A 25,392-nucleotide genomic window follows, 5' to 3' on the forward strand; every position below is an offset into this window, starting at 1 on the left:
TGCCGTTACAGCAGGGCGTGTTCGGCGGATGCCGCTGCAACCAGCAGCGCACGGTCGCCGCCGGCCTGCCCCATCAGCGAGATGCCGCAGGCCGGGTGGCCGGTCGGCAGGCTGATCGCGGGCAGGCCCAGCAGGTTGGCGATGCGGGTATTGCGCAGCGTCAGCAGGTTTTCGGTGGTGAAGAACGCGGGTTCCGTCAGCAGCCGGTCCACATCGGGCGGCAGGATCGGCGCGGTCGGCACCAGCACCGCATCATAGCCTGCGACCTGCCGCGCCCAATCGGCGCGCAGCCGCTTCAGCTTGACCCAGCCCGCGACGAAATCCGGGGCAGGCATGTCGCGACCGCCGCGGAACCGTTCAAGGATCGGGGGATACATCAGTTCGGGCGCGTCCTCGATCTGGTCGCGCCAGATGCCATAGGCCTCGGGGGCGAACAGCGTGGGCGACAGCGCCATCGCCTCGGCCACGCAGGCGGGGGCGGCATGGGTGATGCGCGCGCCCGCCTTGGCCAGACGGGCCACCGCCTCCTCGAACGCGGCGACGGGGCCTTCGCGGGCATCGTCAAAGGGCACGCCGTCCAGCACCAGAAGGTTCAAGCGGCGCGGATCGGGTTCGCCCGGATCGACGCCCGGCTGGCCGCTGAGAAGGGCAAAGATCTCGGCGCAATCCTCGACCGTGCGGGCGATGGGTCCGGCCACGTCGAAGCTGGGGCATAGCGGCACGACGCCCTGCGCGCTGACGGCGTCGGTCGTCGGCTTGAAGCCCACCAACCCGTTCCACGCCGCGGGCACCCGGATCGAGCCGCCGGTATCCGAGCCGATGGCCGCCGCCGCCAGCCCCATCGCGACCGAGACCGCCGCGCCCGAACTGGACCCGCCCGGCGCCAGCGCCGGATCGAAGCTGTTCGGGGGTGTCGCGGTTCTGGGGTTCAGCCCCAGACCGGAAAAGGCCAGCTCGGTCATGTGGGTCTTGCCCAGACAGACCAGCCCCTGCAGCGTCGCGCCCGACAGGATCGCGGCATCGCGGACCGGCGTGCGCCCGGCCAGCAGACGCGATCCCGCCTCGGTCGCGATGCCCGCGCTGTCGATATTGTCCTTCCAGCTTAGCGCCACGCCATCCAGCAACCCGCGCCGCAGCCCGGCCTTGGCACGGTCATGGGCGGCAATCGCCTCGGCCCGCGCGCGGGTGGGGGTCTGGCGGGCAAAGATGCGCGGGCCATAGGGATGGCGGGCGATCGCGTCCAGATAGGCCTCGGTCTGTTCGACCGGGCTCAGCAGCCCCGCCAGAATCGCGCGGCCCTGTTCTGCCGCCGGTGCCTTCAGCCAGTCCATGTCGGATCCCCTGCATGTGTACCGCGCAGGCTAGCGATGCGCCCGCGCGCCCGCAATGGCGCATGGACATTCGCCGCCCGCGCGGCATAGTGCAGGCCATGAAGACGGATTTCGACATTCTGGTGGCAGGCGGTGGGCTGAACGGTCCGGCGCTGGCCTTGGCCTTGGCCGATGCGGGCCTGCGTGTGGCCGTGGTGGACACCCGGCCCGCCGATGCGCGGGCGGGCGACGGCTTTGACGGGCGGGCCTATGCGCTGGCGCTGGCCTCGCAGCGGTTGCTGTCGGCGCTGGGGCTTTGGGGCGGTCTGGCCGCGCATGCCCAGCCAATCCTGGAGGTCGAAGCCACGCAGGGCGCCCCCGGCGACGGTCCCGGCCCCTTCGGTCTGCATTTCGACAGCGCCGAGATCGAGGAAGGCCGCCTTGGCTATCTGCTGGAGGACCGCTTCCTGTATCGTGCCCTGCTGGCCGCGATGCAGGGCAAGGTCACGCATCTGTCGGGCGTGTCGGTCACGGGTCAGCAGGTCGGCCCGGCGCATGTGACGGCCAGCCTGTCGGACGGGCGCAAGATCACCGCGCGGCTGCTGGTCGGCGCGGATGGGCGCGGCTCGGGCGTGGCCCAGCGGGCAGGGATCGCGCGGATCGGGCATGATTACGGCCAGATCGCGCTGGTGGCCGCCGTCGATCACGATTTGCCGCATCAGGGCGTGGCACATCAGTATTTCATGCCCTCGGGCCCGCTGGCGATCCTGCCCTTGCCCGGCAATCGCAGCTCGATCGTCTGGTCCGAGGATGCCGCCAGCGCCCGCGCCATCCTTGCGCTGGACGACGCCGCCTTCCTTGAGGTGCTGCGCCCGCGGTTCGGCGATTTCCTTGGCCCGATCCGTCTGGCCGGGCCGCGGTTTTCCTATCCGCTGAACCTGACGCTGGCACAGCGTTACGTCGCGCCGCGCATCGCGCTGATCGGGGATGCCGCGCATGGCGTGCATCCCATCGCCGGGCAGGGGTTGAACCTTGGCCTGCGTGACGTGGCGGCCTTGGCCGAGGTCATCGTCACCGCCCGCCGCCGGGGCGAGGATATCGGCACCGAAGCCGTGCTGACCCGGTATCAGGAATGGCGCAGGCCGGATGCGACATGGCTGGCTTACGGCATGGACGGCGTGAACGCGCTGTTTTCCAACCGCAATCCTTTGCTGCGCGCGGCGCGTGAACTGGGCATGGGCATGGTCGATGCGATCCCCGGCCTGCGGCGCGGCTTCATGCGGCAGGCGGCGGGGCTGCGGCTGGATCCGATGCCGCGCTTGCTGACCGGCCAGAAGCTGTAAGGGCCAGACCTGTCAGGGCCAGACCTGTAAGGGAACGCTCACGCATGCGTCAGCGTTCATGCCCGGCACGTCCAAGCGAACGTGATGTGCAACCCTTTGCGGAAACGGTATGATTTCGACATGAACATTCGATCGCTCGCCCTTGCGCCCGTCCTTGCCCTTGCCATGGCCTTTCCCGCCATGGCCGAGAAGATCCCGCTGAACGAGATCTCGCGTTATCTCAACAGCCTGAAAACCGCGGAGGCGGATTTCACGCAGGTGAACGGGGATGGCAGCATCTCGACCGGGCAGGTGCTGATCCACCGGCCGAACCGCGTGCGCTTTGAATACAAGGGCGACAAGACGCTGGTGCTGGCATCCTCGGGTCAGGTGGCGGTGTTCGACGGCAAGACGCGCGGCGGGCCGCAGCAATATCCGCTGTCGAAAACGCCGCTGTCGCTGATTCTTGCGCCGAATATCAACCTTGGGCAGGCCAAGATGGTCACCGGCTATACCGAGCGCAAGAACACCACCGTCGTCACGGCGCAGGATCCTCAGCACCCGGAATATGGCAATATCCAGATGGTGTTCACCGCGAACCCGACGCAATTGCGGCAATGGGTGGTGACGGATGAAGGCGGTCAGCGCACCACGGTGATTCTGGGTGAGATGAAGACCGGCGTGTCGTTCCCGCCGTCGAAATTCGTCATCGCCAACGAAGTTGCCCGCCGTCGATAGGCGGGCAATCAGCAGGTGTCCGGGTCTGAGCGCGCTCAGCGGCGGCAGCTTGCCAGTTGCATCCGGTAAAGCTCGGACCGGGCATTCACCCTGCTGGCTACCGTCATCAGCCACGGCTTCTGGCGGTGCGAGCCGCGGTTAAAGCCGCTGCGCCCTTCGTGATAGGCCAGATATTGCGAGGCTGCATCCAGCTTGGAAATGCCAAGGATCCGGGTCGAATCGTTCATGTACCAGCCCATGAAATCCGTGGCGTCGCGGATATTGTCACGCCGCGCGCCGCGATTGCCGGTCTTCTGGCGGTATTCGTCCCATGTCCCGTCCAGCGCCTGACTGTAGCCGAAGGCCGAGCTTTGCCGCCCCACCGGGATGATCCCCAGCGCATAGCGATGCGGCGTCCGGGCATCGCCGATGAATTTCGATTCCTGATGGATGGTCGCCATCTGCACATGGATCGGAATGCCCCAGCGCCGCTCGGTCTGTTGCATGGCGCGCATATAGGCCGGGCGCTCCGCCGCCAGCAGACATGCGTTTTCCAGATTGCGCGGTGCCTTGTAATTGCCGCCACCGCCGCAAGAGGCGACCAGCCCGACAATGGCGAGCTTCAGAAACCTGTTCATACTGCCCTCATGTAACTGCGGGGCCTGATGCTGGCCCTTCGCCTTTTTACCGCAAAGCATAGTGGAAAAAGCCGGGTGGGCGCAAATGACAAAGCCTTCAGCAGGTCTCAGCTTGGCAGGACCGAGACCGATTTGACGATGGCGTGGCAGGCCGTTCCCGGTTTTAGATCAAGCGCTTCGACCGACCGGGGCGTGATTTGCGCAAGCATCCGCTCATCCCCAAGGGCCAGTTGCACCAGCCCGCCATCGACGCGCAGCACCGTGGCCGGAAGGATATTCAGCGCCGAAAGCCCCTGCGGTGCGTCGCGCGACAGGATCACCTCATGCGCCAGCACGCGCAGCCGAAGCACCGTTCCGATATCGGCGGTGATGCCTTGCAAAAGCATCGGCCCGCCCGCCGTCATCACGCGGGTCATGCCATCGGGGTCGCGGCCCTGCACGGTGGCGGTCAGCAGCGCCCCCGCCTCGCGCGTGCCAAGACGCGGCGCAAGGTCGGGATCGGACAGGATCTGCGTCAACGGCCCGGCATGGGTCACCCGGCCCTTGTCCATCAGCACCACGGTGGTTGCCAGCCGCAGCACCTCGGGGACGGAATGGCTGACATACAGAATCGGCAGCCGCACCTGATCGCGCAGCCGTTCCAGCCATGGCATGATCTCGGCCTTGCGGCTGTCGTCCAGGGCGGCAAGCGGTTCGTCCATGACCAGCAGCGCCGGATCCGACAGCAACGCCCGCCCGATGGCCACGCGCTGACGTTCGCCCCCCGACAGCGTGCCGGGGCGGCGGTCCAGCAATTGCCCAAGCCCCAGCAGATCGACCACGCGCCCGAAATCCTGCGCCGCGCCCCTGCGCCAGCGCGAGGGGTAGCGCAGGTTCTTGGCCACGGTCATATGCGGAAACAGCCGCGCATCCTGAAAGACGCAGCCGATCCGCCGCACCTGTGGCCGCAGGTTCGTCTGGGCGTCGTAAAGCACCCGGTCGTTCAGCACGATCCGCCCCTGATCGGGCCGCATCAGCCCCGAGATCGCGGCGATGGTCGTGCTTTTGCCGCAGCCCGACGGTCCGAACAGCGCCGTGATCCCGCCCGGCGCATCGAAGCTGACATCCAGCGCAAGCCCCGGAAAGGCGTGACGATAGGCGACGGACAGGCTCATGCAGCAGACCGGGCCCGGCGCGCCAGCCATTCCGAAATCAGCACTGCCGTCATCGCGATCGCGACCGAGATCAGCACCAGCCGCATGGCCGGTCCCTCTCCGCCCGGAACCTGCAACAGCGCATAGATGGCCGATGGCAGCGTCTGCGTCTGGCCGGGAATGTTCGACACAAAGGTGATCGTCGCGCCGAATTCGCCCATCGCCTTGGCAAAGCCCAGCGTGGTGCCCGCAAGGATCGCCGGAAAGATCAGCGGCAGCGTGACGGTCAGAAAGATCCACGGACGCGGCGCGCCCAGCGTGGCGGCGGCGTCCTCAAGCTTGGGGTCCACGGCCTCGAAGCCCAGACGGATGGCGCGGACGGTCAGCGGAAAGGACATGATGGCGGCGGCCAGCGCCGCGCCCGTCCAGCGAAAGGCAAAGACGATGCCCAAGGGTTGCAGCAGGCTGCCCACCGGGCCCTTGGTGCCAAAGGTGATCAGCAGCAAATAGCCCGTCACCACCGGCGGCAGGATCAGCGGCAGGTGCACCAGCCCGCTGAACAGACCGTGGCCGGGGAAACGCTTGCGCGCCAGAACCCAGGCCACGGCGATGGCAAAGGGCAGGCTGGCCAGCGTCGCGATCACCGAAACCTTCAGCGACAGCAGCACCGCCTGCCATTCCTGCGGACCCAGCCAATCCGTCATGGGGTGACGGTGAAGCCCTGCGCTTCAAAGATCGACTTGGCCGGTTCCTGCGTCAGACTGTTCAGGAAGGCCGCCGCCTGCGCGGTATCGGCCGAGGTCGTGACCGCGCCCGGATAGGTGATCGGATCGTGGCTGTCCGCCGGGAAGGTGCCGACGACCGCCACATCCTTTTCCGCCACCGCATCCGAGCCATAGACGATGCCCAAAGGCGCCTCGCCGGTCGCGACCAGTTGCAGCGCGGCGCGGACGTTATCGGCCTGCGCGACCTGCGGTTCGACCTGCGACCACAGACCCAGCGCCTCAAGCGACTGCTTGCCATAGACGCCTGCGGGCACGGAATCGACCAGCGCCATCGCCAGCTTGCCATCGCCCAGCAGCGTCGGCAGTTGCGTCACATCGGCAGCGGCGGGCGTGCCATGGCCGATCAGCACCAGCGTATTGCCCAGCAGATCCTTGCGCGTGGCGGTGTCGATATCGCCCGATTCCTGCAGCGCATCCATCCAGTCGGTCGAGGCCGAGATGAACAGATCCGCAGGCGCGCCTTCCTGGATCTGCTTGGCCAGTTGCGAGCTTCCGGCATACGAGATCACCAGCGTGTCCTTGTGCGATTTCTGCCATTCGGTCGCGATCTCATCCAGCGCGGTCTTCAGGCTGGCGGCGGCAAAAACGGTGATCTCGTCGGCATGGGCGGCGGGGGCAAGCGCGATCAGCGCAGCAGCAATGATGGGCAAGCGCATGTCAGATATCCTTATGCGTTAGGTTCATTCCGACATAACCGGCGGAAAACCGCTGCGGCAAGCGTTATTTCCCGTCAGCCATATCCGCCATCGCCGCGCGCAGGCTGGCAAGCTGGGGGGCTTTGCGCAGCAGATCCTCCAGCGCGCGGTAATCCGTCAGGACCTTGTGGCCCAAAGGGGTCAGGACCGCGCCGCCGCCTTTCGCGCCGCCGCGCGAACTGTCGACGACAGGTGCGCTGAAATGCGCGTTCATCTCCTCGACCAGCGCCCAGGCGCGGCGATAGCTCATCTTCATGCGCCGCCCCGCCGCCGAGATCGAGCCATCCTCATGGATGAATTGCAGCAGATCGGCCTTGCCCCGCCCGAAGGTCAGGCCATGAGAGAAATGCAGACGAAGGCTAAGCCGGGGATCGTTTTCCATACCGGGCATTTTGCGCCGTTACGCGGCGTAGGCAAGCGGCTTGGGGCTATCGCACGGCAACCGCGCGGTCTAGCCTTCCGGCAGGTTCGGAGGAGGAGCGTATCATGTCGCAGGAAATCGTCATTCTGTCCGGGGCACGGACGGCCATCGGAACATTCGGAGGCAGTCTTGCCGCCATTCCGCCCAGCCAGCTTGCCGCGACCGTCACCCGCGCGGCCATCGAACGCGCCGGCATCGAAGCTCGGCAGATCGGCACGGTGGTCTTTGGCCATGTGCTGAATACCGAGCCGCGCGACATGTATCTGTCGCGGGTCGCCATGCTCGAGGCGGGCGTGCCCGACACCACCCCTGCCATGAACGTGAACCGGCTCTGCGGCTCGGGCGTGCAGGCGATCGTGTCGGCCATGCAGGCGCTGATGCTGGGGGACGCGGATTTCGCGGTGGCAGGCGGTGCCGAATCCATGAGCCGCGCCCCCTATGCCGTGCCCTCGGTACGCTTCGGGGCCAAGATGGGCGATGTGCAGATGCTGGACATGATGACAGGCGCGCTGACCTGCCCGATGGGCACCGGACATATGGGCGTCACCGCCGAAAACGTCGCCCGAGAATATGGTATCACGCGCGAGGCGCAGGATGCCTTTGCGCTGGAAAGCCAAAGCCGCGCCGCGCGCGCCATTGCCGAAGGGCGCTTCGCCGAACAGATCGTGCCGGTCGAAGTAAAGACCCGCAAAGGCATGGTGTCGTTCGATCAAGATGAGCACCCCAAGGAAACCAGCCTCGACAAGCTGTCGGCGCTGCGTCCGGTGTTTCAGAAAGACGGCTCAGTGACCGCGGGCAATGCTTCGGGGATCAACGACGGGGCCGCGGCACTGGTACTGGCACGGGCCGATGCCGCATATGCAGCAGGGCTGACGCCTGCGTTCCGTATCCTTGCCCAAGCCGTGGCAGGCGTCCGCCCCGACGTCATGGGGATCGGCCCTGTCCCTGCCGTTCAGGCCCTGCTTGCCCGCACCGGATTGTCGGTGGCGGATTTCGATGTGATCGAATCGAACGAAGCCTTTGCGTCGCAGGCCTTGGCGGTCACGCAGGAACTTGGTCTTGATCCGGCCCGCGTCAATCCGAACGGCGGTGCCATCGCCTTGGGCCATCCCGTCGGTGCCACCGGGGCAATCATCACGTTGAAGGCAATGGCCGAACTGCAACGCATCAATGGCCGCAAGGCGCTGATCACCATGTGCATCGGCGGCGGACAGGGCATCGCCTTGGCAATCGAGCGGATCTGAACACAGCGCCGATTGCGCCGTCGGCGTTTTTGGGTATTTGGAAAACAAGGAAATCAAGCGCCGCGCCTCCGGCCTCCTTGTTTTTCAAATACCCGAAAGCGTGGTTGAAGCTGTCACTATATTTGCCAGTCGGGCGAAGCGGCGACGCGCTTGCTACGTGAAACGTGCCGGGCGCTTCTGGCTGTTCGGCGGTGCGCCTGTTCAGAAGATACGCTGTCAGAAATGGGAACGGGCCGCTTCGAGAGAAACGGCCCGCGAGATCCACGGAGATGGTCCGGTTAGGGTTGGTGCCCACCGTCCCAGCCAGGGTTTACGACCCTTGGGGCTGCCCTCAGGCCACGGCCCCCCTGACTGTCCCGACACCTCTCTCCAATATCACTCTCGACACTGGACCACCTCCTTTCAATGTGTTGCCGTATGAGTTCAGCGTGCCACAGGAGGATAAACAGTCAATTAATTTGCGCGCGCTTCTGGATCAAATTTCCAACAATGATCCGGAAGGGGATCAGGGCGACTATGGCTTGGGCAAGTTTCACCAGCCAGTCCGCAACTGCCAAGGAAACCCACAATGGTTGAATGGGACCGTGGCCCAGCAGCGGAACAAGCTCATTTGCCCAAGAAACTTCATCCGACGGAAAGACGGGGGTCAGCATTGTCGAAAAGGCGATGCTGAAAAACAGGGCAGTATCGAGCACCGAGCCGACCAGGGTGGCCGCTAGGGGTGGTAGCCACCAGTTGTATTTTCGCAACTGGTTGAAGACAGAAATGTCCATCAGCTGCGCCGCAAGGAACGCGGTGCCCGAAGCGATGGCGATGCGCAGCGTGGTCTTGTCCATTCCGGCGGCGATGACCGAACAGATGATCCCGGTCACGAAGCCTGCAAACACCACCTTGCGTGCGGCGGTCGGGCCATAGACCCGGTTCATGATGTCGGTGACAAGGAAGGCCACCGGATAGGTCAGTGCCCCCCAGGTCAGCCAGTTGCCCAGCAGGTGCTGGACCAGAATGTTCGAGGCCACCACGACGATGGCCATGGCGATCACGCCAGGAAGAATGCGCATCTTGGATTCCGTTTTGACAAGGTAGCGGACACTCGGCCCCGTCAGGGGCAGCGCGCCGCTTACGCCCGCAGGGTCTGTGTTGTCAACGATTCATCACTGCGGCGGCCATCTCTACCGCGAATGCGCCGCCCAGACCTTCGGGCGTGGTGTTGGTCATCGCCAGCAGGATCAGCCCGCGCGTCGGATCCATCAGCCAGCCATGGCCATAGATGCCGCCCCAGCCCAGCGTGCCGCGGCCAAGTTCGATCCCCGCCAGCGCCGGATCCGTCAGCACCGCCCCCAGCCAAGCATGGCCCCAGCCGGGGCCGCGCATGGGATGCGGGCCCTGGATGCGATTGGCCATGGCTTGCTGGCGCAGATCCTCGGGCAGGAACGGGCCGGTGCGCAGCGCCTCAAGGAGGTGCAGCGCGGCGGATGCCGTGCCCGACATTCCGCCGCCACCCGAAGGATAGGCTGCCGGGTCGGTCGCGCGTTCGGGCAGAAAGCTGTAGACGATGCCATCCCGCGTCGGGTTGGGCACATGGGTCAGGCCCTGCATGCGCTGGGGGCCGGTGTCGGTATTGGCATAATTCGCGGCCAGCCGGGCGGGGTCGGCGTGAAAGGCCGCCTCGATCCCCAGCGGGTCGGTCACCAGATGCGCCATGGCATCGGGCAGCGGCCTGTCGCTGGCAGCTTGCACCACCGCGCCCAGCACATCGGTCGCGATGGAATAGCGCCAGCGTTCGCCGGGGCGCTGATCCAGCGGGACCGAGGCGATGCGGCGCAGGTTTTCCGCCAGCGAGATGCCGCTGTCGCCGATCCCATCCGAAACGCCTGCCTGCGCATAGGCCCCCACTGGCTGCTGGGCGAAGCCATAGTCCAGCCCCGCCAGATGCGACATCAGGTGATCCACGGTGATCGCCGGGCGCGCGCCATCCGCCAGCGCGGGCGCGAAATCCGGCAGATAGCGCGTCACCGGATCCTGAGCCGCCAGCTTGCCCTGCGCCATCAGCCGCAAGGCCGCCGCCGTCGTGAAGGGCTTTGACACCGAGGCATAGCGCAGCCATGTCGCGGGCGTCATGGCCACCCCGGCCTCACGATCCGCCAGACCGGCACTGCGGGCAAAGACCGTCTGGCCCTGCTGGGCCAGAAGCACGGTGCAGCCGACAATGCGCTGTTCTGAAATCGCGCTGTCGATGCCAGCCTCCAGCGCGGCGGTGATCTGGGGAATGGTCATTCTGCGGGCTCGGTCACGCGGTATTCCACCAGTTCGGTGCGTTGCACGAAGTTGAAATTGTCGTCGGAAATCAGGGTGATGCGGATACCCTGATCGTCATCCCAGACGGCGATCCCTTCAAGGTTGTCATATTGCAGCGGGCGCGAGGTCAGCAGCGTCTGTTCATGCGTCAGGGCCGTGTCGGACATGTCAAAACGGCGCACGCGGCTGCGAAAACCCAAAAGACCGAGGAAGTCACGCTCAAGGACGTAAAGCCTGCCATCGGGGCCGACATCGGCACCCGTCACCAGCCAGTCGCCGGTGCGGGGGATGGAAAAAGGCTGATCCCAAGTGCCATTGCGAAAGCGCCAGACCGGGAAGGGCCGGGTCGCCGCGCCCGAGCGTTCGGGGATGGTCAGCAGCGTGCCGTCATCGGTGATCGCCAGCGCCTCGAGCGAGGAGTTGCGCAGGAAATGCTTGAAGGCCTCGGGGCGGGGCAGGGGCCGGGCCTTGGCGTCGGGCGCGTCATAGGCGGCGACGCGGCTGAGCCCCTCGAAGCTGATCCAGATCGTGCCGTCGCGGCCAATGGCGATGCCTTCGCTGTCGCCGGTCCAGCCCGAGGTGAACACCTTGCCCTTGCTGTCGCGCAGCCGCGCCCGCCCGTCCGAGGTCAGCCCCTCGATCCGGCCCTGATCGTCGCGCTGCACCGCGCCCCAGCGCAGCGTGCCGCGATCGGACAGCGCCATGTAGCGCGTGCCGTGATCCATGATCTCGATCCCGGAATAGCCGCCGAATTCAGCGTCCTCGAGCTTCCAGACATAGGTGCCGACATGTTCGACCAGCGGCATTGCCCCGCGTCCGGCCTGAGGCTGGGCGGCGCAGGATTGCGACAGCGTGACAAACAGCGCCAAAAGCGACAGAGCCGCCCAGCCAAGCGGGCGGCGCTGCCAGATCCGGCCTGTTGCCGCGCCGGTTAGCGGGCGGTTCCGACGGCCTGACATTGGCGGGGCATCTCACTGAGGCGGTAGCTGCGGGGGTGGCGGTAATTCGGATCGGGCGGCACCGGCTTCACGCGGCTTGGGTCGATGCGGTTCTTGATCCATTCGGCGGCTTCCGCGCAGCCGTCACCGGGCGGGGGCGGATCCTGCTGTTGGCAGGATGACCCGCGCGGGCAGGCCAGACGCACATGGAAATGATAGTCGTGATTGTTGATGGGCCGGATCTTGCGCAGATAGGCGCGGTTGCCGGTTTCGGTCTGGCACATCGACACTTTGGCCACCGGATCGACAAAGATGCGCTCGACCCGAGGATCGCTGGCGGCGGCGCGGATGATGGCCATATGCGCCCCGCTCCACAGGGCCGAGGGTGCGGTGCCGGCGCGGTTGACCACCGATTGCGACGACAGGCTTTCGCGCTGTGCGGGCGTCAGGGTCAGGCTGCGCGGCGGCAGCATCCAGATATCGGCATCAAGGCCAAGCTGGTGGCTGGCATGGCCGCTGGTCATCGGGCCGCCGCGTGGCTGGCTCATATCGCCGATGTAAAGGCCGGGCCAGCCGACCTGCTGGGCCACGCGCGACAGACCGATCAGAAAGCCCACCAGTTCGGGATGGCCCCAGTTGCGGTCGCGCGACAGGCGCATGGCCTGCCAGCTTGGCCCGCTTTCCGGCAGTTGCGCGCCGCCGGAAAAGCAGCCTTTGGAATAAAAGCCGATGGCGACGGGCGGACCGCCGGTCGGTCCTGCGACGTGGCCAAAGACATCCTTTGCCAAGGGATCGGCGGCAACGGGCAGCGCCGTCGCCACCGCAAGCACTGCGGCGGTCATGAATTTGCGGATCACTGCTCGGCCTCTCCTGCTCTTTTGACCCAGATTAGCAAAACCAGCGAGATAAGGAACATCACGATCAGCGGAGAGATGCCAAAGCGCAGGCTTCCGCTGATATCGGTGGTCAGCGCGATCAGAAACGGCGCAAGGAAGGTCGTGGCCTTGCCGGACAGGGCGTAAAGGCCGAAGACCTCGGTCGCGCGATCGGGGGTGGTGTGCAGCACGACCAGCGTGCGCCCGGACGACTGCACCACGCCGCCCGCGCCGCCGATCACCGCGCCGCAGATGAAGAAGACGATATCGGGCAGGCGCGAGCCCGGCGCCAGCGGCATGCCCATGAAGCTGTCGCGCGTCATGCCCACCACCAGAACACAGACCAGAATCAGCGCGAAACTCGCAACGATGGTCACCGGTTTCGGCCCCCAGCGCTTGTCCGCATGCCCGCCGATCCAGCAGATCACCGCCGCCGAGACCGCAGCGACGATGCCGAAGATCCCGGTCAGGATCACCGGCCATTGCAGCACGGCGGCGGCGTAAAGCCCGCCAAAGGCGTAAAGCCCGTTCAGCGCGTCGCGCGAAAACATCGACGACAGCAGAAATGCCGCCAGCGAATGACGGTCCTTCAGGCTGCGGATCAGGTGCAGCAGATCGCGCAGCGCGGCCTTGATGCGCACCGGCCTGCGGGGGCCGGGCGTTTCGCGCACCCACAGAAAGAACGGGATCATGAAAACCAGATACCAGATCGCGGTGAAGGGCCCGACGGCGCGGGTGCCCTCGCGCGCGGCCGGGTCCAGCCCGAAGATCGGCGCAATGCCCGCCAGCGTCAGCCCGGTCGTGGCGCTTTCGGCAAGCAGCACCAGCATGATGACAAGCGCCAGCACGCCGCCCGCATAGCCAAAGGCAAAGCCCGAGCCCGAGACGCGCCCGATCTCATCGCGGGGGGCAAGGCCGGGCAGCAGCGCGTTGGTAAAGATCGCCGTGAACTCCATCCCGATCAGGCCGATGCCGAACAGGATGACGGTCAGATGCAGGTTGGGCTGGTCGGGGACCAGATACCACAGCCCCCATGCGCCCAGCATGTAAAGGCAGGAAAACAGCCAGATCCAGACCATCCGCCGCCCGCTTGTATCGGCGACCGCGCCAAGGATCGGCGCCATGATCGCGATGATGAAGCCGGTGATGGCCAAGCCGTAGCCCCACAGCGATTGCGACGCGGCGGCGGCGGCCTGAGCGTCCAGCCCCTGCGCCGCGAAATGGCGTCCCGCGACCTCGGCGTAATAGACCGGAAAGATGAATGTGGTCAGCAGCGTCGCGTATGGCTGGCTGGCCCAGTCATAGAACCACCAGCCCCAGATGCGTTTGCGTTCGATGCCGCTGGCCATGCCGGTTCCCTTTGCGCAACCTTCGCGCGCATAAGGCCAAAGCGCGCTCAGACTGGCAAGTCGTCTTTCGGATCCGTGCCTGCCAGACCGTCGATCACCGGAGGCCATGGCCGCAGCGCATCCGCCGCGATCCACGCCTGCACCCAATCCGGCAAGGGCGGGCTTTCCACGTCAAGCCCTGCCGCCGCCATCACCTGCGCAGGTGGCACCATCCCCTGTTTCGAAGTGATCGCGGCGCGCAAAAGCATGTGATTGCAGCATTCGCCCCGCCGCCACATGCTTTGTTCCATATACAGAAAACGCGCGTCCCAGCCGATATTGCGCGAGATCATGGTGAAGCGGTCAAAGCCCCGGATGCGGCGGCGATAGCGCACCGAATTGCCCGCGACGGTGATGCCCCAGCCGTTTTCGCGCAGCGCGCCGATGACGCCCGTGCGCACGGCCATGGGAATGCGGCCCAGATCGTAAAGCGTCAGGGTGCGACCGTTGTTCAGCTCGATCCACGGGTCCAGATCCCACGGCCAGCAGCGATGGGTCGAGACATGCGGATCGAACACCCCAAGCGGCGGCGCGCTTTTCCAGATCAGCAGTTCCTTGCCAAAGCGCATGATGGGATACATGGCGGCCCTCTCTTTCGCCTTCCGGGCTAAGGATCGCGGCATGGCCCGTCAATCGGGACGCTGCGGCGGGTTGCGCAAAGCCCTCCCCTCGCTTACCTGTCCAAGACAAAGGCTGGATGAGGACGCGATGGGCACGCTGTTTGAAGCATTGATGTTGATCCTGAACGTGGTGTGGTTCGTGATGATCGCCCATATCATCATGTCCTGGTTGATCAATTTTCAGGTGCTGAACCTGCGCCAGCCGCTGGTCTGGCAGATCTGGAACGGCCTGTCGCGCCTGCTCGAGCCGATCTATGCCCCGATCCGGGCCATCCTGCCCAATACCGGCGCGCTGGATCTGGCGCCGCTGATCGTCTTTATCATCATCATCATCGCGCAGCGCGCGCTCGCCAATAATGCGGGCTTCTTCTACGGGTTCTGATGTCTGCCGCCCCCCTGCTGCGGCAGGTCTTTGGCTTTGACGGGTTCCGGCCCGGTCAGCAGGAAATCGTCGAGGCCGTCGCCGAAGGCCAGAACGTGCTGGCGATCATGCCGACTGGCGGGGGCAAGTCGCTGTGCTATCAGCTGCCCGCGCTGATGCGGGACGGGCTGACGGTCGTCATCTCGCCGCTGATTGCGCTGATGCGCGATCAGGTTCGGGCGCTGACCGAGGCGGGCGTCGCTGCCGCCGCCCTGACCAGCGGCAATTCCGAGGATGAGAATGCCGAGGTCTGGCGCGCCCTGTCGGCGCGGGAACTGAAGCTGCTGTATATGGCGCCGGAGCGTCTGGCCTCGGGCGGGACGATCCCGATGCTGAAGCGCGCGGGCGTGCAGGCCATCGCGGTCGATGAGGCGCATTGCGTCAGCCAATGGGGCCATGATTTCCGCCCGGATTATCTGCGTGTGGGCGAATTGCGCGCCGCACTTGGCGTGCCGCTGGGGGCGTTCACCGCCACTGCAGATTCCGAAACGCGCGAGGAAATCGTGGCGCGCCTGTTCGGGGGGGCCACGCCCCGCACCTTCCTGCGCGGCTTTGACCGCCCGAATATCCATCTGGCCTTTCAGCCCAAGGACGGGCCACGCGCGCAGATCCTGAATTTCGCGCAGGCCCGGCGCGGCCAGTCGGGCATCGTCTATTGCGGCACGCGCGCCAAGACCGAGACGCTGGCGGCGGCGCTGAACGATACCGGCCTGCCCGCCGTCGCCTATCACGGCGGCATGGAGGCCGAGGCCCGCCGCGCCGTCGAAACCCGGTTTCAGCGCGAAGACGGGCTGATCGTCACCGCGACCGTGGCCTTTGGCATGGGCATCGACAAGCCCGATATCCGCTGGGTCGCCCATGCCGATCTGCCGAAGTCGATCGAGGCCTATTATCAGGAAATCGGCCGGGGTGGGCGGGACGGCGCGCCTGCCGAGACGCTGACGCTTTATGGGGCCGATGATGTGCGCCTGCGCCGTGGCCAGATCGACGAAGGGCTGGCGCCGCCCGACCGCAAGCAGGCCGACCACGCCCGCCTGAACGCGCTGCTGGGGCTGGCGGAATCGGCCACCTGCCGCCGGGTGGCTCTGCTGGGCTATTTCGGAGAGACCGCCGAGCCTTGCGGGAATTGCGACATCTGCGACGCCCCGCCCGAGACCTTCGACGGCACCGAAGCCGCGCAAAAGGTGCTGTCCGCTGTGCTGCGCACCGGCGAAAGCTATGGCGCGGGGCATATCATCGACGTGCTGATCGGCAATGCGACCGACCGGATCAGCCAGCGCGGGCATGACCGGCTGCCGACCTTCGGGGTCGGGCGCGACATTCCCAAGGGGCAATGGCAGGCGATCATTCGCCAGATGCTGGGCCGCGATCTGGTGCGTCCCGACCCGGAACGGCACGGCGGCCTTGCGATCACCGCCGCCGCCCATGCCGTCCTGCGCGGCGAAGAGCGCGTCACCTTGCGCCGCGATCTGGTCTCGAAGGCGCGGCCCGCGGTGGCCATCCGCACGCAGGTCGACGATGAGGACGCGCCGCTGCTGTCGGCCCTGAAGGCCAAGCGCCGCGCCTTGGCCGAGGCCGCCCGCGTGCCCGCCTATGTCATCTTTGCCGACAAGACGCTGATCGAAATGGCGCAGTCCCGGCCCCGCACGATGGACGACATGGCCCGCGTCAACGGCGTTGGCGCGAAAAAGCTGGACAGCTATGGCGAGGCGTTCTTGCAGGTGATTGCCGGCGATGTCGCGCCGATGCATCCGGCGCGCAAGGCGCTGGCCGGGCGGGCGGCGGGCGATCTGTTCGACCGGCTGTCGCAGGCGCAACTTCGCCTTGGCCGGGGTGCGGATGGCACGGAAAAGCCGCTTTCGGTCACGACCTCGGTGCTGCGCCGCATTGCCGAAGACCGGCCCCGCGATCTGACGCGCTATCTGGATGCGCCCCGGCTGGACCGCTTTGGCCCGGCCTTTCTGGCCGAGATCGAGGCCGGGAGCTAGGCGCCCCGTGCAGAACCACGCCTGCCGCGGCTATTCATGGCGCGCGGCACGGGCGCGGTCCTCGGCGCTGGGAATGCCGCCCGAACCAGGGGCCGGGACCGAAAACACGGCGCAGTAAAGCGCGGGCACAAAGATCAGCGTGACCAGCGTCCCCGCGATGATCCCGCCCATCATGGCATAGGCCATCGGCCCCCAGAACACCTGATGCGCAATCGGGATCAGCGCCAGACTGGCCGCTGCGGCGGTCAGCAGGATCGGGCGGGCGCGGCTGTCGGATGCCTCGAACACGGCATCCCACTGGCTGTGTCCCTTGCCGATCAGCACCTGAATTTCATGCACCAGAATGACCGAGTTGCGGATCAGGATGCCGATCAGAGCCAGAATGCCCAGAATGGCGACGAACCCCATCGGCACGCCAAAGGGCAACAGCGCCGCGACCACCCCGATCAGCCCCAAGGGCGCGGCGGCAAAGACGATCAGCGACAGCCGGAAGCTTTGCATCTGGATCATCACCAGCAGCGCCATCAGCAACAGCATGATCGGCACCACGGCAGCGATGGGCGCCTGACTTTCGCCCGATGTCTCGACCGTGCCGCCGACGGTGATGCGGACCTGTCCGGGCAGGGTTTGCTGATATTCGGCAACTTTGGGGGCAAGCGCCGCAATCAGCGTCGCGGGCTGGTCGCCGCTGGCAATGTCGGCCTTGACCGTGACCGTCGGCAGCCCGTCGCGCTGCATGACCAGGGGCTGTTCCGAGCCGTATTCCAGCGTCGCCAGCGAGGCCAGCGGGATCGGCGTGCCGGTCTGCGTCGCCAGTTGCAGGTTCTGGATCGAGGCCAGCGATTGCCGGTCGGCATCCGAGCCGCGCGCCAGCACGTTGATCAGGAAAATCCCGTCGCGCAACTGCGTGATCATCCGGCCCGAAAATGTCCCTGACAGCGCCCCGGCAATGTCTTCGCTGCTGATGCCCACCTGACGCGCCAGATCCTGATTGACCTGCAAGCGCACGACGCGCGCGGGCTCGCCCCAATCCAGCGAGATATCGCGCAGGCGAGGCTCGGTCGCCAGAATCGCCGCCAGATCGCGGGCCAGATCGCGCGCTTGCGCCAGATCGGGTGAACTGACGCGATACTGAACCGGCTTGCCGACCGGCGGGCCGATTTCAAGGTTCTTGATATAGATATCGGTGCCGATCAGCTGTCTGCGACTGAATTCCGCGATCTTGGCCTTCAGCCGGTCGCGCGCCGCCAGATCCGGGGTCTGGATCAGCACCTGACCCATATAGGGGCCGGGCGTCGGCACATCCATCGACAGCACGAAACGCGGCGCGCCCCGCCCGACATAGCTGGTCTGAAACAGCGTCTCATCCTGCTGGGCCAGAAACGCCTCGAGCTTGCGGATATCCTCATCGGTCTTGGCGACCGAGGCATTCGCCCGCTCGGTGATGTCGATGATGATCTCGGTCCGGTCCGAGGTCGGGAAAAACTGCTGCTCGACAAAGCGCATGCTGAAGACGGACAGCGCAAAGATCGTCACCGTCGCCATGATCGTCAGCCAGCGATAACGCATGCCAATGACCAGCACCCGGTGGAACATGCGGCGCAGCCAGCCCGCCTGTGCCGCGTGGTTCGCCATCTTGCGCGGCAGCAGCGTGGCGCCCAGCAGCGGCGCGAACAGCACGGCGACGATCCAGCTGATGGTCAGCGAAACCGCGATCACCACGAACAGCGAAAAGGTGAACTCACCCGCCGCCGAGTTGTTCAGGCCGATGGGAATGAAGCCCACGACGGTGACAAGCGTGCCGGTCAGCATCGGGAATGCGATCGAGGTCCAGGCATAGCTGGCCGCCGCCTCGCGCGACTCGCCGATCTCCAGCCGCGAGATCATGGTTTCGATGGCGATCATCGCATCATCGACCAGCAACCCCAGCGCAATGATCAGCGCCCCCAGCGAGATACGCTGCAAGGTGATGCCGTAAACGTCCAGAATGACGAAAGTAATCGCCAGAACCAGCGGGATCGTCAGGGTGACCACAAAGCCCGCACGCAGGCCAAGGCTGATGAAGCTGACGATCAGCACGATGCCCACGGCCTCGGCCAGCGCGCGGACGAAATGGCCCACGGCCTCGTCCACGACATGCGGCTGGTCAGCGAATTTCGCCATCTCGATGCCGATGGGCAGATCGCGCGAGACCGTTGCCATCACGGCATCGACCTCTTTGCCGAAATCCAGAATATTGCCGCCGTCGCGCATGCCGATCTGCAGCCCGATCGCGTCCTTGCCGTTATAGCGGAAAATCTCGCTTGGGGGGTCCTGATAGCCGCGCCGGACGGTGGCGACATCCCCGACATTGAAGAACCTGTCGCCGACGCGCAGGTTCACCGCCGCAATGCTTGCGGCATCATCGAACTGCCCGCCGACCCTGACCAGCACCTGTTCGGGTCCGGCCTGCACGATGCCCGATGGTGCGATGGCATTTTGCGTCGACAGCGTCTGCACGACCTCATTGTGGTTCAGCCCCAGCGCCGCAAGCCGCGCCGATGAGAACTCGAGGTAGATCTCCTCACTCTGGACGCCTAGAAGTCCGGTTTTTCCGGCCATCGGAATGGCCTGAACCTGTTTGCGGATGTCCTCCACCCGGTCGCGCAATTCGCGCTTGGTGAAACCGTCCGAGGTGAAGGCATAGATATTGCCATAGACGTCGCCAAAGTCGTCGTTGAACTGGAACCCTTCGAATTCCTGAGGAAATTGCGGGCGGATGTCCGACATCATATTGCGCACGCGCTGCCAGACGGCGGGCACCTGCGGGCCACGAATGGTCGGGTCAAGCTCAAGATAGACGATCGAGCGGCCCGGCATGGTGACCGAGCGGGTAAATTTCAGCTCATCGAGCTCTTCAAGCTTGGTCTCGATCCGGGTCGTGACCTGATCCAGCGTGTCGCCGATATTCGCGCCGGGCAGGGACGCGCTGATGATCATGATCTTGATGGTGAAATTCGGATCTTCCTCGCGGCCAAGGCGAAGATAGCTGTAGGTGCCCGCCAGCATCGACAGGATTAGCAGGAACCAGACCAGCGAGCGGTGATGCAAGGCCCAGTCGGACAGGTTGAAGCGCGGATTCATGGCGTGACGCTTTCCCCGACGGCCTGACCCTCGGTCAGCGAATGGATGCCGCGGATGACGATTTCGTCGCCCGGCGACAGGCCCGACGCGACGGCGACGGTATCTGCGATTGTGGTGGCGGTCTGGATCGGTTGCAGCGTGACCTTGCGGTCTTGGCCGACGCGCCAGACATGCGGCTTGCCGTCACGGGTCAGCACGGCAGAGGCAGGAACCGTCACGCCGTCCAGACTTTGCAGCACCGGGCGCGCGCGCACCAGCGCCCCCAGACGAAAATCGCCCGAGCGTTGCAATGACAGATGCACGCGTCTGGTGCGCGTGGCCGCATCCGCCACCGGCTCGACCCGCAGGATATGGGCAAGGGTGATGACGCTGGGATCGTGTTCGGACCAGATCTCGAACGGATCGCCCGGATCCAGCCGCGCCAGCATGGCGGGGGGCAGGTCGATCACCGCTTTCAGGTCGTCCTGATTGGAAAGCTGCATGATCGGGTCGCCCGCATTGACCACCGCACCCGGCGTCGCGTTCACATCGCTGATGACGCCGCTGAAGGGCGCGCGCATCTCGGCATCGCCTTCGGCATCAAGCGCGCGCACAAGTTGGGACTGCGCCTGCTGCTGGGCGGCCGTGGCGGCGGCAAGGCCGCGTTCGGCCTGCTCAAGCTGGGCGGTGGTCGCGACATTGCGGTTCGCCAATGCACGGGTGCGGCCGGCCGTGGCCTGCGCGGTGCTGAGTTCGACCGCCGCGGCATCCGCTGCCGCTTGTGCGGCGCGCACTTCGTCCTGCAGATCTTCGGGGTCCAGCGCGGCCAGAAGCTGGTCCTTTTCGACGACATCGCCGGTATCCACCAGCCGCCTGCTCAGCCGCCCCAAGGTCTGGAATGCCAGCGACACCTCAAGATCAGAGCGGATGACGCCGGGGATCGAGTGGCCTTTGGGCAGGTCATCGGTGACGATGATGCTGGCGACGGGCCTTGGCGCAGGTTCGGGCGTCGTCGTTTTGGCCCAAGGCCAGGAAAACGCCGCCACCGGCAGGGGCATCGTCATGAGGAGCGCCACGATTGCCGCCTTCATTGCGCCGCTCCGATCTGGCTGGCGTCGATGACCTGCCGGCCCGGGTAAAGCAGTTGCGACCCGGCGCCGACCACGATCTGCCCGGCGCGCAGGCCATCGGCAAGGATGACCGCATCTTCGGCGAACCGTTCGACCTTGACCGGCACAAGGGTCACGCGGCCCTGTTCATCCACGACCCAGACCGCATGATCGTCCTTCAGCGCGGCCAAGGCGGTCCATGGCACGGAAATACCGCGCCCCGCCGGAAAATGCACCGATCCCCGCACGGCCATGCCCAGCAGGTCGAGGTCGCGGGGCGGATTGTCGATTTCCGCCCGGGCCGTGACCGAGCCGGTCTGCGCATCGACCAGGGGGGCGATTTCGGTGATATGGGCCGTCATGTGCAGATCCGGAAAGTCGATGCCATGCAGCGTGACTGGCGCCCCGATCGCCTTGCGCAGCAATGCGGTGTCGGGGGTCTGGAAAACGACCTCTCGCCCCCTGGAGGACGCCAATGAAATGACGGTCTGCGCGGCGCCGACGATCTGGCCGGTTTCCGCCCGCCGTGTGGTGACAATCGAATCGGCCGGCGCGCGGATCACGGTATCTTCCACCGCGCGGGCGGCCTGATCCTGCCCCGAGCGTGCCTGCGCAAGTTCGCGTTCCGCCGCCGACTGGGCACGGTTTGCCGCATCAAGTTCGGCGCGCGTGCCGACCCCGCGTTGCAGCATGGCATCGGCGCGGGATTGCGCCTGCCGGGCCTGCGCCTCCGCGGCGATGGCGGCCTTTACCCCCGCCTCGGCGACGCGCAGCGCCTGTTCCTGCTGCAGCGGGTCGATCCGCGCCAAAGGCTGCCCCTGAACCACCGGATCGCCTTCATCGACCATGACCTCGACGATGCGACCGCCCTGCCGGAAACCGATCTCGACCGTATCGGTCGCCACGACCGTGCCGGTCAGCGCCGCGTCGAAGGTCAGTTCATCCGGCTGCACGGTCACAAGCTGGACTGCCAGCACGGTTTCCGCCCACGATATGCAGGGCAGCGGCAATGCCAGAAGAATGATGATCGGCAGACGAAGCATTGCTGTACCGTAATGTCTGAACAGGGCATCTGCCCGATAATTAGCCGTTTTCAATATAGATTGTCGAAACTTACGCTGCGCGACCGTGGTGCGGAAGGCAAGCGGCACAAATATCCGCCTGCGTTCCCGGTCGCATCGCCCGATTTTGCCACGCTTGCGCGGCTATTGGTAGCTGCGAACCAGCGCCGAGGCGATCAGCCCCCAGCCGTCCACGACGACGAAAAATGCCAGTTTGAATGGCAGTGCCACGACCGCCGGGGGCACCATCATCATGCCCATCGACATCAGGACCGCCGAAACCACAAGATCGATGATCAGAAACGGCAGTGCGACCAGAAAGCCGATCTCGAAGGCGCGCTGGATCTCGCTGAGCATGAAGGCGGGGATCAGCACGGACAGCCGGTCGGGTGCGGCGTCCGGCTCGGGGGCGATCTCGGCCAGATTGGCCAGCATTTCAGGATCGGTCCGGGTTTCCATGAAGCCGCGAAATGGCTGGATGCCCCGCGAAAACGCCTCTTCGACGGTGATGGTGCCATCGCGCAGGGGGGCGCCGGCGGTGGTCCATGCTTCGGTCAGGGCCGGGCTCATGACGAACCAGGTCAGGAACATGGCAAGGCTGACGATCAGCATGTTGGGGGGCGATTGCTGCAATCCGATGGACTGACGCAAGATCGACAGCACCGTGACGATGAAGGGAAAGCAGGTCACCATGATGGCAATGCCGGGTGCCAGAGACAGCGCCGTCATCACCGCCAGAAGGGTAATGGCATTCCGCCCGACGCCGTTGACCACCGCATCGGCCGCGGCATCAAGGCCGGGGGCATCCTGCGCCAGTGCGATGCCCGGAAGCATCATCAGGATGATCGGCAACAGACGCTTCACGATGCGGCAGCCCCCAGAATGCGCACGGCCAGACGGCTGCCATCCTCGCCTGCGGATGTCAGCTCGCCCCGGGCGATGATCCGGTCGCCGACGCAGATATCGACCCCGTCCGAGATCTCGCGGTCCAGTGTCAGAATGTCTTCGGGCTGCAACCGGGACAATTCGGCGACGGTCAGTTGCGTGCCACCAAGGCGGATGGTGATTTCGACCTGAATGTGGTCGGTGGCGATCAGGCTGGCCAGGTCTTCCATGTCACTCCTCGATGCTGAGTTCTGAAATCAGGGTTTTCATGCGTTGGATCGTCAGATCCGGGTCCAGACGGATCAAACCGCCACGGATGCGGATTTCGGCAGTGGTCGTCTGCGGATCGGCATCCGTCAAAGCGACATCGGTCATGGCGCGGTCAAGGCAGGCGCGGACCGCGTTGTGCAAATGCGGGGCACAGCAGATTTCCAGCTTTGCAGGGCCATCCTGTTGCAGCATGGCCGCAAGCTCGTGCCGGATGGCCTCCAGCAACCGCGCCTGACTGCTGGCTGCGCCCAGGGCCTCGACGATGGCGCAAAGCACCGGTTCGACCGAGGCCAGCGTCTGCTGACGCAGCCGCGCCGTTTCGGTCATCGCATCGCGCATGGCCATGCCGGTCCGGCGCAATTCGACGGCAAGCGTGTCGATATCGGCCTGCCTGCCCTGCGCAAGGCCTTGCGTCAGACCGTCCTGATAGGCCTGTGCGACATCGGCGGCCGTGGGGGGCAGATGCGCCGGGATCACGCCCTGACCAAATGATTCAAGACGCAGGGGTGTCGGGCTCATGCCGGATCCTCACGTTTCTCGATCCAGCCGGACAGCACTTTCAGGCTTTCATCCTTGCGCGATTTCATCAACTCTTTCAGTCGCGTCACGGGATCGCCCTCATCCAAAGTCGGGGAATAGTCGATCTCAGCCACGGCGGGGGACAGCGGGGGCATCGTTGCGTTTTCGGCCGCGTTGGTTGGTGCAGGCGGTCTACTGTCATCCAGCGCCGCGCGGCTTTCAGCAGCCCGTGCCCGCAGGACAGGACGCAGCAGGAAAAACACCAGAAGCAAGGCGAAGACGCCGATCAGGGCGATCTTGATCAATCCGTTCAGGTCCAGCTGCGACAGCAGGCCGCCCTGACTGGCCAAGGTGCCTTCATCCGAAAGCGTGGCAAAGGGCAGGGACTTCACGGTGATCGCATCGCCGCGACCTTCATCGAACCCGGTGGCCGAGGCGACCAGTTCGCGCAGCGATTGCAGTTCGGCCTCATCACGGGGCACCAGTTCGGCAGTGCCTTCGGCATTGGCGCGGGTGACGCCATTGACCAGAACCGCGACGGTCAGGCGCCGCGTGGCACCGGGCTGGCGGTTGACTTCGCGCGTCGTCCGGCTGACCTCGAAGTTCGAGCGTTGGCGGTTCTCGGACCGTTGTGAGCGGCTTTGGTCGCCGGAATCCTGCTGCTTTTCGGGCAGGTTTGATGCCGCCGTCACCGCGCCGGATTGCTGATTGCTGCTTTGATCCGCCGATTCCTCGATCTCTTGCGAGATCAGGGCGCGCTGTTCGGGATCGTAGCGCTGTTCGGTGACCAGTTCCGATTCGGTCACCACATCCATGTTCAGCTCAACGATGGCATTGCCGGGGCCGACATGTGCCTCAAGGATGCGTTCGACATTGCGCTTCATCTCGGCCTGCCGGTCCTCGGCGCCCAGATCGTCGCTGGAGGCAACCACGCCGCGTTCGCTGTCGATGACGCTGACCCGATCGGGCGACATGCCCGGAACGCCCGATGAAATCAGGAACTTCAAAGCTTTCGCCTGTGCCCGGCTGATGGATGAGCCATTTGTCGTCAGCGTGACCGAGGCGCTTGGCTGCGCTTCGCGCCGATAGCCGCGGGCCGTCGGAACGGCCAGATGAACCCGCGCCGTCTTGATATTGGGGACGGCCAGAATCGTCCGGGCCAGCTCGCCTTCCTTGGCACGCCAATATGCGGCGTCAAACATCTGCGAGGTCGTGCCAAAGCCCGACATGCCGTCCAGAATCTCATAGCCGGTGCCGCCGTTCGAGGGCAGACCTTCGCCCGCCAGTGTCATGCGCAGGGCATCGCGCTGGCTGGCCTCGACCCAGATCGAATCGCCGCGAATCTGATAGGGGACGCCGGATTTCTCGACAGCGGCCATGACTTCGCCCGATTGCTGCGGATCCAGACCCGCATAAAGCATCGCCATGTTCGGCCTGCCCGCCAGCCATGACAGCCCGATGATGCTGGCAAAGGCGATGGCGAATGCCGCGGCCAGAATGGCTTTCTGTTTTGCGCTTCTTTCGCGCCAATAGTCCTGCAACTTCAGCAAAACCGCCCCCTTACGAATCGGCTGGGATCAACTCATGGCTGAGTAATTGCACGGCGCCGATTAAGAATTGGTTAGCCCACAGGTGATACCAAATCGGCAGACC

At 65.4% G+C, this 25,392-nt stretch carries 24 protein-coding genes; 5 read left to right on the forward strand and 19 right to left on the reverse strand.

The window, feature by feature from the left end:
• Positions 1-5: 5 nt before the first annotated feature.
• The gene (locus GL284_RS16235) at positions 6-1,331 is read right to left on the reverse strand and encodes an amidase (protein WP_155045698.1); all 1,326 of its coding nucleotides are present in this window, start codon (positions 1,329-1,331) and stop codon (positions 6-8) included.
• A 98-nt stretch (positions 1,332-1,429) separates the two neighbouring features.
• Between GL284_RS16235 and GL284_RS16240 the strand changes: the two genes are divergently transcribed.
• Positions 1,430-2,653 (forward strand): UbiH/UbiF/VisC/COQ6 family ubiquinone biosynthesis hydroxylase, encoded by a 1,224-nt coding sequence (locus GL284_RS16240; RefSeq protein WP_425274246.1) that lies wholly within the window; start codon positions 1,430-1,432, stop codon positions 2,651-2,653.
• Between the two features lie 120 nt (positions 2,654-2,773).
• Positions 2,774-3,370 (forward strand): LolA family protein, encoded by a 597-nt coding sequence (locus GL284_RS16245; RefSeq protein ID WP_155045699.1) that lies wholly within the window; start codon positions 2,774-2,776, stop codon positions 3,368-3,370.
• Positions 3,371-3,405: 35 nt separating this feature from the next.
• On the opposite strand, the gene GL284_RS16250 is transcribed toward GL284_RS16245, so the two are convergent.
• The 5 genes from GL284_RS16250 to GL284_RS16270 form a co-directional block, all read right to left on the reverse strand.
• A complete protein-coding gene (locus GL284_RS16250; protein ID WP_155045700.1) occupies positions 3,406-3,987 on the reverse strand; it encodes a transglycosylase SLT domain-containing protein in 582 nt (193 codons plus the stop codon).
• A 107-nt stretch (positions 3,988-4,094) separates the two neighbouring features.
• A complete protein-coding gene (gene modC, locus GL284_RS16255; RefSeq protein WP_155045701.1) occupies positions 4,095-5,141 on the reverse strand; it encodes a molybdenum ABC transporter ATP-binding protein in 1,047 nt (348 codons plus the stop codon).
• On the reverse strand, positions 5,138-5,824 hold the full coding sequence (gene modB / locus GL284_RS16260; RefSeq protein WP_155045702.1) for a molybdate ABC transporter permease subunit: 687 nt from the start codon (positions 5,822-5,824) through the stop codon (positions 5,138-5,140). The genes modC and modB overlap by 4 nt, the downstream gene beginning before the upstream one ends.
• Positions 5,821-6,561, reverse strand: coding sequence for a molybdate ABC transporter substrate-binding protein (gene modA / locus GL284_RS16265; RefSeq protein WP_155045703.1), 741 nt, complete (start codon positions 6,559-6,561; stop codon positions 5,821-5,823). The genes modB and modA overlap by 4 nt, the downstream gene beginning before the upstream one ends.
• Before the next feature lie 64 nt (positions 6,562-6,625).
• Positions 6,626-6,982, reverse strand: coding sequence for a winged helix-turn-helix domain-containing protein (locus GL284_RS16270; RefSeq protein ID WP_155045704.1), 357 nt, complete (start codon positions 6,980-6,982; stop codon positions 6,626-6,628).
• A 104-nt stretch (positions 6,983-7,086) separates the two neighbouring features.
• Here GL284_RS16270 and GL284_RS16275 point away from each other — a divergent pair, with 104 nt between their 5' ends.
• On the forward strand, positions 7,087-8,265 hold the full coding sequence (locus tag GL284_RS16275; RefSeq protein WP_155045705.1) for an acetyl-CoA C-acyltransferase family protein: 1,179 nt from the start codon (positions 7,087-7,089) through the stop codon (positions 8,263-8,265).
• A 449-nt stretch (positions 8,266-8,714) separates the two neighbouring features.
• Here the strand turns inward: GL284_RS16275 and GL284_RS16280 are convergent, their stop codons facing one another.
• From GL284_RS16280 to GL284_RS16305, 6 genes are all read right to left on the reverse strand, one after another.
• A complete protein-coding gene (locus GL284_RS16280; protein WP_155045706.1) occupies positions 8,715-9,326 on the reverse strand; it encodes a queuosine precursor transporter in 612 nt (203 codons plus the stop codon).
• Positions 9,327-9,408: 82 nt separating this feature from the next.
• A complete protein-coding gene (locus GL284_RS16285; protein ID WP_155045707.1) occupies positions 9,409-10,542 on the reverse strand; it encodes a serine hydrolase domain-containing protein in 1,134 nt (377 codons plus the stop codon).
• A complete protein-coding gene (locus GL284_RS16290; protein WP_155045708.1) occupies positions 10,539-11,522 on the reverse strand; it encodes an esterase-like activity of phytase family protein in 984 nt (327 codons plus the stop codon). The genes GL284_RS16285 and GL284_RS16290 overlap by 4 nt, the downstream gene beginning before the upstream one ends.
• The gene (mepA, locus tag GL284_RS16295; RefSeq protein ID WP_341870494.1) at positions 11,495-12,358 is read right to left on the reverse strand and encodes a penicillin-insensitive murein endopeptidase; all 864 of its coding nucleotides are present in this window, start codon (positions 12,356-12,358) and stop codon (positions 11,495-11,497) included. Before mepA ends, GL284_RS16290 begins: the two co-directional genes overlap by 28 nt.
• A complete protein-coding gene (locus GL284_RS16300; RefSeq protein WP_155045709.1) occupies positions 12,355-13,725 on the reverse strand; it encodes an MFS transporter in 1,371 nt (456 codons plus the stop codon). Before GL284_RS16300 ends, mepA begins: the two co-directional genes overlap by 4 nt.
• Positions 13,726-13,772: 47 nt before the next feature.
• Positions 13,773-14,345 (reverse strand): acyl-CoA thioesterase, encoded by a 573-nt coding sequence (locus GL284_RS16305; protein WP_155045710.1) that lies wholly within the window; start codon positions 14,343-14,345, stop codon positions 13,773-13,775.
• A gap of 127 nt (positions 14,346-14,472) precedes the next feature.
• On the opposite strand from GL284_RS16305, the gene GL284_RS16310 reads away from it, so the two are divergent.
• Together GL284_RS16310 and recQ are read left to right on the forward strand one after the other, a co-directional pair.
• Entirely contained in the window at positions 14,473-14,766 is a 294-nt protein-coding gene (locus GL284_RS16310; protein WP_155045711.1) for a YggT family protein, read from the forward strand.
• Complete coding sequence (gene recQ / locus GL284_RS16315) at positions 14,766-16,793, forward strand: DNA helicase RecQ (RefSeq protein WP_155045712.1); 2,028 nt, start codon at positions 14,766-14,768, stop codon at positions 16,791-16,793. Before GL284_RS16310 ends, recQ begins: the two co-directional genes overlap by 1 nt.
• A 30-nt stretch (positions 16,794-16,823) precedes the next feature.
• Here recQ and GL284_RS16320 read toward each other — a convergent pair whose 3' ends face one another.
• The 7 genes from GL284_RS16320 to fliF all read right to left on the reverse strand — a co-directional run bounded on the left by GL284_RS16320 (position 16,824) and on the right by fliF (position 25,289).
• Positions 16,824-19,916: an efflux RND transporter permease subunit gene (locus tag GL284_RS16320; protein ID WP_155045713.1), complete on the reverse strand. Its 3,093-nt coding sequence runs from the start codon at positions 19,914-19,916 to the stop codon at positions 16,824-16,826.
• Positions 19,913-20,986: an efflux RND transporter periplasmic adaptor subunit gene (locus GL284_RS16325; protein WP_155045714.1), complete on the reverse strand. Its 1,074-nt coding sequence runs from the start codon at positions 20,984-20,986 to the stop codon at positions 19,913-19,915. The genes GL284_RS16320 and GL284_RS16325 overlap by 4 nt, the downstream gene beginning before the upstream one ends.
• Positions 20,983-22,047, reverse strand: a complete 1,065-nt coding sequence (locus GL284_RS16330; RefSeq protein WP_155045715.1) for an efflux RND transporter periplasmic adaptor subunit — start codon at positions 22,045-22,047, stop codon at positions 20,983-20,985. Before GL284_RS16330 ends, GL284_RS16325 begins: the two co-directional genes overlap by 4 nt.
• Positions 22,048-22,209: 162 nt before the next feature.
• Positions 22,210-22,902 carry a flagellar type III secretion system pore protein FliP gene (gene fliP / locus GL284_RS16335; RefSeq protein WP_155045733.1) on the reverse strand — a complete coding sequence of 231 codons (693 nt, stop codon included), beginning with the start codon at positions 22,900-22,902 and terminating at the stop codon, positions 22,210-22,212.
• Positions 22,903-22,925: 23 nt separating this feature from the next.
• Complete coding sequence (locus tag GL284_RS16340; RefSeq protein ID WP_155045716.1) at positions 22,926-23,180, reverse strand: FliM/FliN family flagellar motor C-terminal domain-containing protein; 255 nt, start codon at positions 23,178-23,180, stop codon at positions 22,926-22,928.
• A 1-nt stretch (position 23,181) separates the two neighbouring features.
• Positions 23,182-23,739 carry a FliH/SctL family protein gene (locus GL284_RS16345; protein WP_155045717.1) on the reverse strand — a complete coding sequence of 186 codons (558 nt, stop codon included), beginning with the start codon at positions 23,737-23,739 and terminating at the stop codon, positions 23,182-23,184.
• Positions 23,736-25,289 (reverse strand): flagellar basal-body MS-ring/collar protein FliF, encoded by a 1,554-nt coding sequence (fliF, locus tag GL284_RS16350; RefSeq protein WP_155045718.1) that lies wholly within the window; start codon positions 25,287-25,289, stop codon positions 23,736-23,738. Before fliF ends, GL284_RS16345 begins: the two co-directional genes overlap by 4 nt.
• Between the last annotated feature and the right edge of the window lie 103 nt (positions 25,290-25,392).

The organism is Paracoccus shanxieyensis (assembly GCF_009711265.1).
Classification (GTDB): Bacteria; Pseudomonadota; Alphaproteobacteria; order Rhodobacterales; family Rhodobacteraceae; genus Paracoccus; species Paracoccus shanxieyensis.

Bases quoted from the DNA above. Each gene is read 5' to 3' on its own strand.
- GL284_RS16235 (WP_155045698.1), bottom strand. From the start codon at position 1,331: ATGGACTGGCTGAAGGCACCGGCGGCAGAACAGGGCCGCGCGATTCTG.
- GL284_RS16240 (WP_425274246.1), top strand. From the start codon at position 1,430: ATGAAGACGGATTTCGACATTCTGGTGGCAGGCGGTGGGCTGAACGGT.
- GL284_RS16245 (WP_155045699.1), top strand. From the start codon at position 2,774: ATGAACATTCGATCGCTCGCCCTTGCGCCCGTCCTTGCCCTTGCCATG.
- GL284_RS16250 (WP_155045700.1), bottom strand. From the start codon at position 3,987: ATGAACAGGTTTCTGAAGCTCGCCATTGTCGGGCTGGTCGCCTCTTGC.
- modC (WP_155045701.1), bottom strand. From the start codon at position 5,141: ATGAGCCTGTCCGTCGCCTATCGTCACGCCTTTCCGGGGCTTGCGCTG.
- modB (WP_155045702.1), bottom strand. From the start codon at position 5,824: ATGACGGATTGGCTGGGTCCGCAGGAATGGCAGGCGGTGCTGCTGTCG.
- modA (WP_155045703.1), bottom strand. From the start codon at position 6,561: ATGCGCTTGCCCATCATTGCTGCTGCGCTGATCGCGCTTGCCCCCGCC.
- GL284_RS16270 (WP_155045704.1), bottom strand. From the start codon at position 6,982: ATGGAAAACGATCCCCGGCTTAGCCTTCGTCTGCATTTCTCTCATGGC.
- GL284_RS16275 (WP_155045705.1), top strand. From the start codon at position 7,087: ATGTCGCAGGAAATCGTCATTCTGTCCGGGGCACGGACGGCCATCGGA.
- GL284_RS16280 (WP_155045706.1), bottom strand. From the start codon at position 9,326: ATGCGCATTCTTCCTGGCGTGATCGCCATGGCCATCGTCGTGGTGGCC.
- GL284_RS16285 (WP_155045707.1), bottom strand. From the start codon at position 10,542: ATGACCATTCCCCAGATCACCGCCGCGCTGGAGGCTGGCATCGACAGC.
- GL284_RS16290 (WP_155045708.1), bottom strand. From the start codon at position 11,522: ATGTCAGGCCGTCGGAACCGCCCGCTAACCGGCGCGGCAACAGGCCGG.
- GL284_RS16300 (WP_155045709.1), bottom strand. From the start codon at position 13,725: ATGGCCAGCGGCATCGAACGCAAACGCATCTGGGGCTGGTGGTTCTAT.
- GL284_RS16305 (WP_155045710.1), bottom strand. From the start codon at position 14,345: ATGTATCCCATCATGCGCTTTGGCAAGGAACTGCTGATCTGGAAAAGC.
- GL284_RS16310 (WP_155045711.1), top strand. From the start codon at position 14,473: ATGGGCACGCTGTTTGAAGCATTGATGTTGATCCTGAACGTGGTGTGG.
- recQ (WP_155045712.1), top strand. From the start codon at position 14,766: ATGTCTGCCGCCCCCCTGCTGCGGCAGGTCTTTGGCTTTGACGGGTTC.
- GL284_RS16320 (WP_155045713.1), bottom strand. From the start codon at position 19,916: ATGAATCCGCGCTTCAACCTGTCCGACTGGGCCTTGCATCACCGCTCG.
- GL284_RS16325 (WP_155045714.1), bottom strand. From the start codon at position 20,986: ATGAAGGCGGCAATCGTGGCGCTCCTCATGACGATGCCCCTGCCGGTG.
- GL284_RS16330 (WP_155045715.1), bottom strand. From the start codon at position 22,047: ATGCTTCGTCTGCCGATCATCATTCTTCTGGCATTGCCGCTGCCCTGC.
- fliP (WP_155045733.1), bottom strand. From the start codon at position 22,902: ATGATGCTTCCGGGCATCGCACTGGCGCAGGATGCCCCCGGCCTTGAT.
- GL284_RS16340 (WP_155045716.1), bottom strand. From the start codon at position 23,180: ATGGAAGACCTGGCCAGCCTGATCGCCACCGACCACATTCAGGTCGAA.
- GL284_RS16345 (WP_155045717.1), bottom strand. From the start codon at position 23,739: ATGAGCCCGACACCCCTGCGTCTTGAATCATTTGGTCAGGGCGTGATC.